Below are 13,588 nucleotides of genomic sequence, written 5' to 3'. Positions count from 1 at the left end.
CGACGCTATGGTCCGGCTGTAAATCGCTGAGGCGTTTCCTGTAGGCCGGGGCGAGGCGCATGGATGCGCCGAGAGGGCGGGCTTTACAGGGATGTTACCTCCGCCCGTCCCCGATAAGCCGGAAGGAATAAGCCGAAGGTACCGCGTAGCGGCGATTTACCGCCGGGAGCCCGGGTAGCCAGGGTGGTGGCGACTGAGCCACCCTGGCACGTTCACGGGTATTGTCGTTACAGAGTAGCAAGGAACATAAAGTGAACGGAATGACCACCAGAGCCATATGCTCCCCCTCACCCTAACCCTCTCCCCAAAGGGGCGAGGGGATTGTTCACTGCTCGCATTAATTTGTGGGGATCCCTCAGCCCAAAGGGAGAGGGAGTATAAGTCGTCCAAAATTTAACCTTGAAATGTTCAACGCATTCCCGCTATCCTTGTCCCCGTTAAATTTCTCCCTCAGGAGCGCCCCCCAAAAATGAACAAACACGACTGATGAATTTCGATCCTTGCTAAACGCCACCGCGTCGGCAGGGGATGTTTTGATTTCATTCAGGAGTGCTTATGGCTCATTTTGCGCAGTCCCCTTCTTTTATTTTGCATCAGGTCACCTGTCAGTTTGCGACGGGCGATACCCTTTTTGGTCCGCTGAATTTTTCTCTGGAACCGTCTTTGTGCGCACTGGTTGGCCGCAACGGCAGCGGGAAAACGCGTCTGCTGCGCTTGCTTGCAGGGCTTGATGAGCCCGCAAGCGGGCATATCGAACGTACAGGAACACGCGTCTATGTGGCTCAACAGCAGGATATTTTGCCGCATACTACGCTGGCTGAGCTGCTCGGATACGAGGCAATCTTCGCGGCGCGATCGCGTATCGACAGCGGGGACTATCAGCCTGAAGATCTGGAAATGCTCGACGGGAACTGGGATTTAGCAGAACGCCTGAGCGAGGCGTTTATCCATGCGAAATTGCCACCGTTTGACCCCGATAAAATAGCCAGCGAATTCAGCGGCGGTGAGCGCATTCGCGCCCTGCTGTGCGGCGCATTCACAGCACAAGCAGATTATCTGTTGCTGGACGAACCCACCAACCATCTTGATCGACAAGGCCGGACGTGGCTCTACGACCGGCTCAGTTGTTTTCAGGGTGGCGTGCTGGTGGCCTCCCATGACCGCGAACTTCTGGAGCAGGTGCCGCGTATCCTTGAACTGAGCGCCTCGGGTCTGCGCAGCTACGGCGGGAATTACGCGGATTATATCCATCAGCGGGATTTAGAACAGCAGGCGGCCCGTGCGGCGCTGGAACATGCGGCGACGGAGCGAAAACGCACCCGAGCGCGAATGCAAAAAGAGCATGACGACAGCCAGCGGCGTTCGGCAAAGACATTGCGCACCGTCGATACCCTGAATATCGCGTCGTTCGAGCGGGTCAAATATAAAGGCGCGGCAAAGGAGCGGATCGGCTCCTGGAAAAAACAGCACAGCGATCAAAATGAAGCCCTGAACACCGCGGTGAACAAGGCTCGCGAACGGGTTGAAGCGGATAATCCGGTGATGTTTACCTTGCCTGGAAGTCAGATTCCCGAAGGGAAACAGGTGCTGGTTCTGGAGGATCTTGTGTTGCCGCATGTGAATATCTCACCGCTCAACTGGCGAATGGCCGGACCGATGCGCGTGGCATTGAAGGGACCGAACGGCTGCGGAAAGTCGACATTGTTAAAAGCGATCCTCGGTGAAAATACCCCTCGTTCCGGTGCCTGTAAGGTATCTGTAAGCTGTGCTTATCTCGACCAGCATCTGTCTCAGCTCGATCTTTCGCAGTCGGTCATGACGCATCTCAATCTGGGGAATACACCGCTGGATGAGGGCGTGATACGAACCCGTTTAGCCCAGCTTCAACTGGGTGCCGACAAGGTCACGCTCCCGCTGGCAGAGTTGAGCGGCGGCGAACGTCTTAAGGCTGCCCTGGCCTGCGTACTGTGGCGCGCGGAGGCTACGCAGCTCCTGTTGCTGGATGAACCGACCAACCATCTGGATCTTGCATCAGTCCAGGCGATTGAATCGGCACTGGCTGGTTTCCCCGGTGCGCTGCTGGTGGTGTCACACGATGAGGCATTTTTAAAAGGGTTAATGTTGACGGATGAGCTGGTGTGGGAAGAGGAGGGTTGGCGCTGTGAAAGTCTTTAAACACAAGCCCCCGCAGAGGCGGGGGCATTCGAACGTTATTACGCTATCTGTTTGCTGAATGCAGGGCTGGCCTGAATCAGGCGCATCAGCTTTAACTCGGTTGGCGTGGGTTTTTCACGTTTTGACTCCCACTCCTGTACCATCGCCACGCTGACACCCATTGCTCTGGCGAATTCTTCGGTTTTCAGTCCTGTCCCTTTGCGCAATTGCTCATATTCTGTAAAGGGATTGGACTTTTGTTGCAGGGTAATCGTCTGCGGTACATCTTTAAAAATAATCTGTTCCAGACTGCTCAGCAGCTCAAACTCAGGATCTTTATATTCCATTGAGAACTCCTCTTAAATCACACATCGGGATCAAGAACATCAGAGAGCCAATTAAGGATAGTCTCTAATACAAACGAGGGATCGTCATGGTTGTGATTAATCGTGCGGAAAAGATCGCTTTACCCGTATCAACGATATGGATAGTTATGCTAATTAACTGATTACTCATATGTCGGCGTCGTCAGGCATTTTTTGTAAAGGCTAAGAAATAAAACGGCAATAGCCGTTTTGATTGAAAAGAGTATCTTGCAAGGCTGACCTGGACTATCCTTGTCAGCGTTGGGCACGCGTGTGCCGGTGTGCGCTTTTTTGGGTGAAAGGAGTAATAAAATGGCGACAGGAAAGTCCTGCTCTCGCTGGTTTGCGCCTATTGCGGCGTTGTTGATGGTTGTTAGCCTGAGTGGGTGTTTTGATAAAGAAGGCGATCAGCGCAAAGCGTTTATCGATTTTCTGCAGAATACAGTGATGCGCAGCGGCGAGCGGTTGCCGACGCTGACTGCGGATCAGAAAAAACAGTTTGGCCCCTTCGTGTCCGATTACGCCATTCTTTATGGTTATTCACAGCAGGTGAGCCAGGCGATGGATTCCGGTATTCGTCCAGTGGTGGATAGCGTGAACGCCATCCGCGTGCCACAGGATTATATGACCCAGCGTGAACCGCTGCGCCAGTCCAACGGTGCACTCGGCGTGCTGAGCCAGCAGCTGCAGAATGCGAAAATGCAGGCTGATGCGTCACGTTCAGCGCTGAAGCAGGGCGACGATCTCAAACCGGTCTTCGACAAAGTGTATGAGAAAGTGGTGACGAAACCTTCTGAAGCGCTGCAGCCGTTGATTCCGGCCGCACAAATTTTCACGCAGCAGTTGGTACAGGTGGGTGACTTCATCTCCCAGCAGAATACGCAGGTGAGCTTTGTCGCTAACGGTATTCAGTTCCCAACCTCGCAGCAGGCAAGTCAGTACAATACGCTGATTGGGCCGCTGGCCTCCCAGCATCAGGCCTTTAGTCAGGCGTGGACTGCAGCGGTCACCGCCACAGAATAAACTGAAAAACCCCGCCTCAGGCGGGGTTTTTTTATTCCTGATTAAAATAACGCTTGTCATTCCTCTGGCACATCGGTATAACTATTCCCGTCGGTTTGTTACACAGACCTAAAGCAGTTTAGTAAAGCAGTCCAGATTGTTATCCATAGATACCCTTCGTAGTGACCCTTCCTTCATCGCTTAAAAATCTGTAACGCAATCCATCAAGCCGGAAGGCACAATATATTTGTTAATAAGGTAATTTCTATGTCTGCTAAAATGACTGGTCTGGTAAAATGGTTCAACGCTGATAAAGGTTTCGGCTTCATCACTCCTGACGATGGCTCTAAAGACGTGTTCGTACACTTCTCTGCTATCCAGAACGATGGCTACAAATCTCTGGACGAAGGTCAGAAAGTTTCCTTCACCATCGAAAGCGGCGCTAAAGGCCCAGCAGCTGGTAACGTTGTAAGCCTGTAAGCTTCCAACCCAGTAGCAAAGAATTTAAAAACCCGCCTTCTGGCGGGTTTTTTCGTTTCTACTGTTGTATCTGCGGGTTGACGCAGTTTAGCTCCACTTTTCCGCTAAGTGCGGCGATCAGGTTATCTACCGCCGTAGCCGCCATATTGTAGCGCGTTTCATGAGTGGCTGAGCCGATATGGGGCAGGGCAACCACGTTAGGCAGCGAAAGCAGGGGAGAATCCACCGGCAGCGGCTCCTGTTCAAATACGTCCAGACCTGCGGCATGGATCTCGCCGTTTTGCAGGGCTTCAATCAGCGCCTTCTCATCCACCACCGGGCCACGACCCGCGTTGATGAAAATGGCTGATTTCTTCATCTTCGCGAATTCCTCTTTGCCAATCAGATGATGCGTTTCTTCCGACAGCGGCAGGATCAGGCAAACATAATCGGCTTCCTGCAGCAACGTATCCAGCTCGCAATAGCGCGCGTTAAAGCGCTCTACAGCTTCAGTGTGATGACGGCGCGCGTTATACAGAATCGGCATGTTAAAACCAAAATGTGCGCGCTGCGCCAGTGCCAGCCCGATACGTCCCATGCCAACAATGCCCAGCGTTTTACCGTGAACGTCCACGCCGAACCAGTCCGGTCCAATGCTCTTTGTCCATTCGCCCGCTTTGACGCGTTCAGCCACTTCCACCACGCGACGGGCCGTGGTGAGTACCAGCGCCATCAGCGTGTCGGCCACGGTTTCCGTCAGGGCATGTGGCGTGTGCATCAACAGGATCTTGCGGGCGTTAAGAGCATCCACATCGAAGTTGTCGTAACCCACGGAAACGGTAGAGGTAGCACGAAGCTTCGGCATTTTTTCCAGCAGGGCGATATCCACTTTTTCGCTTGAACCCAACAGGCCTTCGGCGCTGGCGAACGCTTCAGCGTGCTGTGCCACGGTCTCCGGGCTCAGGTTCTTCACCTGCGTGACGGTGAAGTGTTCTTCAAGACGTTTATGCAGATCTTCCGGCAGGGCTTTATACAAAATGACGGACGGCTTCATGCTAATCTCCGTTGATTTTTAAGGATTCAGGCGTGGCGTGCGCCGACGGGGTGTTGTTGATTGTTAGCAGGCTTAACAATCAGAGTAAGCCACACGGAGGCGAAAAGCGCTACCCCCATAAAGATGTATGATGCGGATGGACTGCCCGTAGCACCGTTCAGATAACCGACAAACCAGGAGCCGCAGAACGAACCCAGCGCACCCATACTGTTAATCAGCGCCATCGCGCCACCTGCCACGTTACGCGGCAGCATTTCCGGAATGATGGCAAAGAACGGACCGTACGGGGCGTACATGGCTGCACCGGCAATGACCAGCAGAGCGTAAGAGGCCCAGAAGTGATTCGCGCCTACGGCCCAGGAGCCAATGAAAGCAAAGGCAGCGATCAGCAGCAGCGGCCAGACAAACAGCTTACGGTTCTGCAGCTTATCCGATGCCCACGATGCGACGATCATGGCGATGGTTGCCGCCAGATACGGCACGGAAGAGAGCCAGCCTACCTCTACCATGCCGAGGTTTTCGCCACCGCTGCGGATAATCGACGGCAGCCACAGCACAAAGCCGTACACGCCAATACTCCAGGTAAAATATTGCGCACAAAGCAGGATCACGTTACGCGAGCGGAAGGCTTCACCATAGTTACGTACGGCCTTCAGACCTTGTTGTTCTTTATCCAGCTGTGCCTGCAGCGCCGCTTTTTCGTCTTCGGAAAGCCATTTCGCCTGAGCCGGCTTATCTTTCACCAGCACCCACCAGCAGAAGGCCCAGATAACCGCGGGTACCCCTTCGATGATAAACATTTCGCGCCAGCCGAAGGACTGGATCAGGTAGCCGGAAACTACCGACATCCACAGTACCGTGACCGGGTTACCGAGGATCAGGAAGGTATTCGCGCGGGAGCGTTCAGATTTAGTAAACCAGTTGCTGATGTAGATCAGCATCGCCGGCATGACGGCCGCCTCAACGACGCCGAGGATAAAGCGAATGGCGGCCAGGGCAGGAATATTGTTCACCACGCCGGTCAGTGATGCGCAGGCACCCCACAGGATCAGACAGATGAAGATCAGCTTACGCACGCTGCGGCGTTCGGCGTAGATAGCGCCGGGGATCTGGAAGAAGAAATAACCCAGGAAGAAAAGGGCACCCAGCAGGGAGGAGATACCTTTGGTGATCCCAAGGTCTTCGGTGATCCCCGCCGCGGACGCGAAACTGAAGTTGGCACGATCAAGGTACGCCAGGCTGTACGTGATAAACACAATTGGCATGATGTACCACCAGCGTTTCACTGCATTGGTCGAACTGTTCATAGGCTTGCCTCTGTTGTTGAGGTTGTTACCGCCGTTGTCTGTAGGGTACACGGTGGTTTGTTTTGTTGAGTGAGGGGAATGTTTATTCGTTAAGCTCTGCTCGGGTTGGTAATCCTTCGCTATCGCCTTGTACCTGAATAGCCAGCGAGCCTATCCTGTTGCCCCGCGCGACGGCTTGCTGCAGTGGTTTACCTTCCAGCAGAGCGCTAATGACTCCCACGGCAAAGCCATCGCCCGCGCCGACGGTGTCGACCACGTTTTCAACTTTTACCGCAGCGACCGCGCCTTGTTCACCTTCGGCGGTTTTAAACCATGCGCCATCGGCACCGGTCTTCAACACCACTGCTTTTACGCCTTTATTCAGGTAGAAGTCGGCAATGCCTTCTGGCGTGCTTTCACCGGTAAGGATCATCCCTTCTTTCACTCCCGGCAGAACCCAGTCAGCCTGGAATGCCAGATGGTTAAGTTTCTCAACCATTTCCGCTTCACTTTTCCACAGCACCGGCCGCAGGTTAGGATCGAAAGAGATCGTTTTGCCCTGTGCCTTCATGGTCGATGCTGCATGATCCAGCAATGCGTATGAGCTGGCTGAGAGCGCTGCCGCCACGCCGCTCAGGTGCAAATGGCGTGCATAGGCAAAATAGTCGGCGTGGTAATCTTCCACTGAGAGATGGCTTGCCGCCGACCCTTTACGGAAATACTCCACAATGGGATCGGTTCCATTTTCGACCTTAGATTTAAGCTGAAAGCCGGTCGCGAAGCGTCCGTCGAGCGTCACACCTGCCGAATCAATCCCTTCTTTTTTCAACGAGTCGAGAATGAAATGACCAAAGCTATCGTCCCCTACGCGGCTGACCCAGCCCACATTCAGGCCGAGACGCGCCAGGCCGGTCGCGACGTTCAGCTCTGCGCCAGCCACGCGTTTGATGAAATGCTCTACCGCGCTCAGCTCGCCGGTTTCGGTAGCGACAAACATCGCCATGGCCTCGCCGATCGTAATGACATCCAGCGTCTTGTGCATGGTTTACTCCTCGCGCAGCAGGTTGACGTAATGGCGGGTAACGGCGGTTAAATCCGTCCCTTCCAGCGGAAACTCGATACCTCGCGGGGCATCGGCGGGTAACTGGCAGAGCAGATCCAGCCAGCGCGCATCAGCACGATCCGGTGCCACGGCGCGGAAATTATCCTTATGCGGAACGGCGGCTTTAACGTGGATATAGCTCACAGCAGGGGCCAGATGACGGGCGGCTTCTTCAGGGGAGTCGCCGACCCATAGCCAGTTACCCATATCGAAGGTTAGCGTAACGGGCAGTGCCCTCTCCCGGCAGGCAGCTTTAAAGCGCTGCATTGGCGCAAGCTGGCCGCAGTCGGTCTGGTCGTTTTCCACCACCAGTGCCATGCCGCTTTTATTCAGCAGGTTCCGCAGGGCTTCAAGCGGCTGGGTGTCGCTGAAATACCCGAGTGAAACTTTCAGCCACAGCGCATTCAGGGTGCTGGCCTCGGAGAGATAGCGGGGCAGATCCGGGTTGAGGGTACCGTCAGGCATAAACAGGGCGGCGGGGGCGGAGTAACACGCCAGCAGGCCCAACAGTTCAATAGATTCACCCAGCGCAGGCAGTGCCAGTAACTCTTCGCTGTTGAACAGCTCGCGGCGGATCTCCACGCCGTCGGCACCTGCGCCCGCAATCACGGGAAGCATTGCCCGTTGACCGCCTGCCTGTCGCACCTGTTCCGCGCCGTACGCGGCGGTGACCACCATGATTTTCCTGCCCATCTTCGGACTCCATCGCAACATATCAATGTTATTACGCTAGATGGAACCGGTTCCAAAGAAAAGTTCAGGATGTCGAAATTATGATCGGTATCACAAGGGAAAATTAACGCGCGGTGGAGCCGCGAACGATCAGCTCGCCGGAGAAGACCTGCTCGCGTACGGCATCACTGGTGCCTTCAATACGACGAACCACTTGTTCTACAGCAGCATAGCCAATCTGCCAGGTGGGCTGTTTGAGGGTGGTGATACCGACGCCCGCCAGTTCTGCCCACTCCAGTTCATCGAACCCCAGCAGACCAATATCGCTGCCCCAGTGTAGGCCAATGCGCTTGAGCGAGCGGGCGACTTGCAGCGTCAGTGCCCCGTTGGCGGAGATGACGGCTTTGCGCATCCCACGATGCCGGGTGTGGAACTGGCGCAGGGTGTTGTCGAGTTGATCGGCTTCGTGTAAAGGGGTTTCGGCATTTTCGGCGATCACACCGGGATAACGCTCCAGAGTGGCGCGAAATGCGCTCAGACGCTCGCGACGCGTGTTAACCATTCCCAGTGGTTCGCTTAGAAACAGAATAGCTTCAAAACCCTGTTCGATCAGATGCTCGGTGGCGGTAGTGGCGGCCTGGGTGTTATCCAGCCCGACGACATCGCAGGCAAATTCAGGGATTTTACGATCGATAAGGACCATGGGAAGAGACGATTGCTGCAGGCGGTTTAACCCCTCTTCACGCATGCCCACGGCGTTAACCACAATCCCTTCCACCTGGTAGCTACGCAGCAGATCGAGATAATGCAGCTCCTGGTCGACTTCGTTGTTGGTATTACAGACCAGCGGCGTAAAACCTTTCTCGCGACAGGCGGCTTCAATACCGCTCAGCACGTTTACGGAGTAGGGGTTGGTGATATCGGCGATGATAAGCCCGATAAGGCGGGTACGCCCCCGCTTGAGCCCGCGCGCCATGATGCTGGGGCGGTAATCGAGATCGGCAATGGCCTGTTCAATTCGAGCCAGCAGCGCATCGGACAACAGATGTTTTTCGCCGTTGAGATAGCGCGAAATGCTGGTTTTACCGGTTTTGGCTGCTTTCGCCACGTCGCTGATGGTGGCCCGGGCTGGTTTGCTCATCGCTGATTTCCCTGAATTTAGTGAGAATACCTTAGCGGGAAAATCAACGATGGCAAGTGGTTCATACCCTCTCCTGCGGGGGAGAGGGGGAAATGCGATTACTGCACAGGGCTTAACGTAATCTCAACGCGGCGGTTCTGCGCTTTGCCTTCCGCCGTGCTGTTGCTGGCGATCGGGTTGGCAGGACCCATTCCGCTGGTGCGGATGCGGTTCGCTTCAACGCCCTGAGTGATCAGCGAGCTGGCCACGGAATCGGCGCGCTGTTGAGACAGACGCATGTTCAGATCCTGGCTACCGGTGCTGTCGGTGTAGCCAATCACGTTCACGGCGGTTTTGTTATACTCTTTCAGCACCATTGCCACACCGGTCAGGGTGTTCGCACCCGCAGGTTTCAGCGTTGCGCTGCTGCTGTCGAAGGTAACATTGTTCGGCATATTCAGAATGATGTTGTCGCCACTACGCGTCACACTCACGCCGGTTCCCTTCATTTTGTCGCGCAGTTTCGCTTCCTGCACGTCCATGTAATAGCCGACGCCACCGCCCAATGCTGCTCCCGCCGCTGCACCAATCAGTGCGCCTTTACCACGGTCTTTCTTGGAGGAGGAGAGCGCGCCAACGCCAGCACCTACCAGCGAGCCGATCCCCGCGCCGATGCCGGATTTACCCGCCTGGCTTTCACCGGTGTAAGGGTTAGTTGTGCAGCCAGAAACAGCCAGTGCACCGCTCACCAGAGCGGCAATAACGAGTACGCGTTTTTTCATCTTCTTTCCTTAATCCTTTTTATTCTTTGCCACGGCGAGCGTGGCAGTTGATTATGACGTCCAGATACGGAGAAAATTCCGGGTATTACTCTGAAATTTGTGACAAACCATAAACTGCCTCAACAAGAAGGCGGTAAACCTGCACGCAACCAGGAGCGCACGCTTGAGCACCTCAACGAAAACCATTCTGACCGCCGCCCACTGGGGGTCGATGCTGGTCGAAACCGATGGCGAAAATGTTCTGTCGTCCCGCGGGGCATTGCCAACCCAACATCCCAACTCGTTACAGACCACCGTTCGCGATCAGGTGCATAGCAAAACGCGCGTGCGCTGGCCGATGGTGCGTAAAGGTTTTCTGGCCTCGCCGGACAAACCGCAGGGAATCCGTGGTCAGGATGAGTTTGTTCGCGTGAGCTGGAATGAGGCGCTGGCGTTGATTCACGCCCAGCATAAGCGCATTCGCGATACCTGGGGCCCGTCGTCCATTTTCGCTGGGTCTTACGGCTGGCGTTCTAACGGCGTGCTGCACAAGGCCTCGACGCTGCTGCAGCGCTATATGAGCCTGGCGGGGGGCTACACAGGTCATCTGGGGGATTACTCCACCGGCGCGGCGCAGGCGATCATGCCGTACGTGGTGGGGGGAAACGAAGTTTATCAGCAACAGACCAGCTGGCCGCTGGTGCTGGAGCATACCGACGTGGTGGTGCTCTGGAGCGCTAACCCTCTCAACACATTGAAAATTGCCTGGAATGCCAGCGACGAGCAGGGTATTGGGTATTTCGACGCGCTGCGCAAAAGCGGCAAGCGCATCATCTGCATTGACCCGATGCGCTCTGAAACCATGGATTTCTTCGGCGACAGTGCCGAGTGGATTGCCCCGCATATGGGCACCGACGTGGCGATGATGCTGGGTATCGCCCATACGCTGGTCGAAAACGGCTGGCACGATGGCGAATTCCTGAGGCGTTGTACCACTGGCTTCGATAAATTCGCTGAATACCTGACGGGCCAATCCGATGGTGTAGCGAAAACGGCAGAGTGGGCGGCAAATATTTGCGGCGTTACTGCGGATACAATCCGCGAACTGGCGGCGTTATTCCATAAAAATACCACGATGTTAATGTCCGGCTGGGGAATGCAGCGCCAGCAGTTTGGCGAGCAGAAACACTGGATGCTGGTGACGCTTGCCGCAATGCTTGGGCAGATCGGCACGCCGGGCGGGGGTTTTGGTCTCTCTTATCACTTTGCGAACGGCGGTAACCCAACGCGTAAGGCGGCGGTGCTGGCGTCTCTGCAAGGCTCGGTGCAGGGCGGCGCGGATGCCGTGGATAAAATCCCGGTGGCGCGTATTGTTGAAGCCCTGGAAAACCCGGGGGGGTTTTATCAGCACAATGGGCTGGACCGTCACTTCCCGGATATTAAATTTGTCTGGTGGGCGGGCGGGTCGAACTTCACGCACCATCAGGATACCAATCGCCTGATCCGTGCCTGGCAGAAACCAGAACTGGTGGTGATCTCAGAGTGCTTCTGGACAGGTTCGGCTAAGCATGCCGACATCGTGCTGCCAGCGACAACCTCGTTTGAGCGTAACGATCTCACCATGACCGGTGACTACAGCAACCAGCATATGGTGCCAATGAAGCGCGTTGTGTCCCCGCGTGATGAAGCGCGGGATGATTTCGACGTGTTTGCTGAACTGAGCGAGCTGTGGGAAGCAGGTGGCCGCGAGCGTTTTACCGAAGGTAAAACCGATCTGCAGTGGCTTGAGACGTTCTACCAGATAGCCAGCCAGCGCGGTGCCGCCCAGGGTGTGACACTCCCACCGTTTACTGAATTCTGGGAAGCAAACCAGATATTCGAGATGCCCGAGAGTGAACAGAACGCGCAGTTTGTTCGTTTTGCCGATTTCCGCCGTGACCCGGAGAACCACCCGCTGAAAACCGAGAGCGGGAAGATTGTCATCTACAGCGAGCGCATCGCCAGCTTCGGGTATGCCGACTGCCCGCCACACCCTATGTGGCTCGAGCCGGACGAGTGGCACGGTAATGCCCAGCCGGAGCAGCTCCAGGTGTTGTCTGCCCATCCTGCGCACCGCCTGCACAGCCAGCTTAACTATACCTCGCTGCGCGAACGGTATGCGGTTGCCGGGCGAGAACCGATCACGTTGAATATCCTCGATGCCAAAGCCCGTGGGATTGTAGACGGTGACGTGGTGCGCGTCTGGAACCAGCGGGGACAGGTCCTGGCCGGTGCGGTGGTCAGTGACGGGATTAAACCGGGTGTTTTGTGCATTCACCAGGGGGCATGGCCAGATCTTGAGGCGGCCGAAGGCGGTATCTGTAAAAACGGGGCGGTTAACGTACTGACCAAAGATCTCCCCAGCTCTAAGCTGGGGAATGGTTGTGCAGGGAATACGGCACTGGCATGGGTCGAAAAGTATGAGGGACCCGAGCTTACCTTAACGGCGTTTGATCCGCCTGCCAGCTCATGATCCAGGTCGGATGTTGGGTGTCATCCTGCCAGGCGCTGTCTTCGATGCGAAAGCCCTGAGCATGGTAGAAATTCACCGCCCGGACATTTTTCTGGTACACCTCCAGACTTAAATACGGGAAGTGCTGTTGAACATGGTTCAGCAGCGCTTGCCCGATGCCTTTCCCGATGTATGCCGGTGCGACAAACAGTGCCCCAACAAACTTAGACTGCATCACGCTGATAAATCCGCAGGGTTCGCCATCCTTTTCCCAGACCCAGGTTTCAGCCGAAGGCAGGTAAACGTCCCGTACCATCGCCTCGTTCTCTTTCCAGTAACTCGCCTCGATAAACGGATGCGCTTCTGTGGTGCTTTCAAGCCATAGGCTCAGAAGTGGCGCGGTATTCTCATTTTGCCATTTGCGGATCATGATGGCCTCCCGGATGACAGAAGCAGCCGGTAACGTGGTCGTTGACCAGGCCACAGGCCTGCATAAAGGCGTAGCAGATGGTGGAGCCGACAAATTTAAAACCGCGTTTTTTCAGGGCCTTAGAGAGTGCATCTGATTCAGGCGTCGATGCCGGGATCTCTGCCAGCGTGGCGGCGTGGGTGATTTGCGGAGCGTTATTCACAAACGACCAGACAAAGTCTGAGAATGATTCGCCGTTTTGTTCCATCGCCAGCCAGGCGCGTGCATTGCCGATGATGGCCTGAATTTTACCGCGATGGCGGATGATACCGGCATCCTGCACCAGTCGTTCCACGTCCTCGTCGGTCATGGCGGCGACGGCGACAGGATCAAACTGGTGGAAGGCATTGCGGTAGTTTTCGCGTTTCTTGAGCACCGTAATCCACGATAACCCCGCCTGCTGGCCCTCAAGGCAGATCATCTCAAAGAGTTTTTTACCATCCTTCTCCGGCACGCCCCATTCCTGGTCGTGATAGTCGATATAAAGCTGATCCTGGCTTACCCAACCGCAACGTTCCATCCGTCATCTCCCTTAATGATACTGATTTCGCAAAATTTTCATCCAGACTGGCTTGACGTGTTTACTATAAAGACAATAGTTAATACAGGGCCATATGCTCTATAAGCTCTTCCTGAATAACGACAAATATCGC

At 55.2% G+C, this 13,588-nt stretch carries 13 protein-coding genes; 4 read left to right on the top strand and 9 right to left on the bottom strand.

Annotation, left to right across the window (positions count from 1 at the left end; all coding sequences use genetic code 11):
• Window positions 1-555 precede the first annotated feature (555 nt).
• A complete protein-coding gene (locus tag AC0XWG_RS06020; protein WP_475680451.1) occupies window positions 556-2,175 on the top strand; it encodes an ABC-F family ATP-binding cassette domain-containing protein in 1,620 nt (539 codons plus the stop codon).
• 38 nt (window positions 2,176-2,213) lie between these two features.
• On the opposite strand, the gene AC0XWG_RS06015 is transcribed toward AC0XWG_RS06020, so the two are convergent.
• A complete protein-coding gene (locus AC0XWG_RS06015) occupies window positions 2,214-2,501 on the bottom strand; it encodes an HTH-type transcriptional regulator (protein WP_028018260.1) in 288 nt (95 codons plus the stop codon).
• Window positions 2,502-2,831: 330 nt separating this feature from the next.
• On the opposite strand from AC0XWG_RS06015, the gene AC0XWG_RS06010 reads away from it, so the two are divergent.
• Both AC0XWG_RS06010 and cspE read left to right on the top strand, forming a co-directional pair.
• Window positions 2,832-3,542, top strand: a complete 711-nt coding sequence (locus AC0XWG_RS06010) for a DUF3053 domain-containing protein (RefSeq protein ID WP_028018261.1) — start codon at window positions 2,832-2,834, stop codon at window positions 3,540-3,542.
• Window positions 3,543-3,788: 246 nt separating this feature from the next.
• A complete protein-coding gene (gene cspE, locus AC0XWG_RS06005) occupies window positions 3,789-4,001 on the top strand; it encodes a transcription antiterminator/RNA stability regulator CspE (RefSeq protein WP_003860775.1) in 213 nt (70 codons plus the stop codon).
• Window positions 4,002-4,059: 58 nt separating this feature from the next.
• Here the strand turns inward: cspE and ghrB are convergent, their stop codons facing one another.
• From ghrB to AC0XWG_RS05975, 6 genes are all read right to left on the bottom strand, one after another.
• Window positions 4,060-5,034: a glyoxylate/hydroxypyruvate reductase GhrB gene (gene ghrB / locus AC0XWG_RS06000; protein WP_128348610.1), complete on the bottom strand. Its 975-nt coding sequence runs from the start codon at window positions 5,032-5,034 to the stop codon at window positions 4,060-4,062.
• A gap of 26 nt (window positions 5,035-5,060) precedes the next feature.
• Window positions 5,061-6,341 carry an MFS transporter gene (locus AC0XWG_RS05995; protein WP_028018263.1) on the bottom strand — a complete coding sequence of 427 codons (1,281 nt, stop codon included), beginning with the start codon at window positions 6,339-6,341 and terminating at the stop codon, window positions 5,061-5,063.
• An 82-nt stretch (window positions 6,342-6,423) separates the two neighbouring features.
• Window positions 6,424-7,362: a sugar kinase gene (locus AC0XWG_RS05990; RefSeq protein WP_475680450.1), complete on the bottom strand. Its 939-nt coding sequence runs from the start codon at window positions 7,360-7,362 to the stop codon at window positions 6,424-6,426.
• Window positions 7,363-7,365: 3 nt separating this feature from the next.
• Window positions 7,366-8,115, bottom strand: coding sequence for a sugar phosphate isomerase/epimerase family protein (locus tag AC0XWG_RS05985; RefSeq protein WP_134708553.1), 750 nt, complete (start codon window positions 8,113-8,115; stop codon window positions 7,366-7,368).
• A 103-nt stretch (window positions 8,116-8,218) separates the two neighbouring features.
• The gene (locus AC0XWG_RS05980) at window positions 8,219-9,235 is read right to left on the bottom strand and encodes a LacI family DNA-binding transcriptional regulator (protein ID WP_049006066.1); all 1,017 of its coding nucleotides are present in this window, start codon (window positions 9,233-9,235) and stop codon (window positions 8,219-8,221) included.
• Window positions 9,236-9,333: 98 nt separating this feature from the next.
• Entirely contained in the window at window positions 9,334-9,996 is a 663-nt protein-coding gene (locus AC0XWG_RS05975) for an OmpA family lipoprotein (protein ID WP_028018267.1), read from the bottom strand.
• A gap of 211 nt (window positions 9,997-10,207) precedes the next feature.
• Between AC0XWG_RS05975 and AC0XWG_RS05970 the strand changes: the two genes are divergently transcribed.
• Entirely contained in the window at window positions 10,208-12,487 is a 2,280-nt protein-coding gene (locus tag AC0XWG_RS05970; RefSeq protein ID WP_475680762.1) for a molybdopterin guanine dinucleotide-containing S/N-oxide reductase, read from the top strand.
• Here the strand turns inward: AC0XWG_RS05970 and AC0XWG_RS05965 are convergent.
• The gene (locus AC0XWG_RS05965) at window positions 12,450-12,896 is read right to left on the bottom strand and encodes an N-acetyltransferase (protein ID WP_028018269.1); all 447 of its coding nucleotides are present in this window, start codon (window positions 12,894-12,896) and stop codon (window positions 12,450-12,452) included. The genes AC0XWG_RS05970 and AC0XWG_RS05965 overlap by 38 nt on opposite strands.
• Entirely contained in the window at window positions 12,874-13,455 is a 582-nt protein-coding gene (gene tag, locus AC0XWG_RS05960) for a DNA-3-methyladenine glycosylase I (protein WP_028018270.1), read from the bottom strand. The genes AC0XWG_RS05965 and tag overlap by 23 nt, the downstream gene beginning before the upstream one ends.
• Between the last annotated feature and the right edge of the window lie 133 nt (window positions 13,456-13,588).

The sequence above is a fragment of the Enterobacter sp. DVT3837 genome (genome assembly GCF_056238685.1).
Note: the sequence above shows the minus strand (reverse complement) of the source record. Positions and strands in the feature narration are given on the sequence as shown.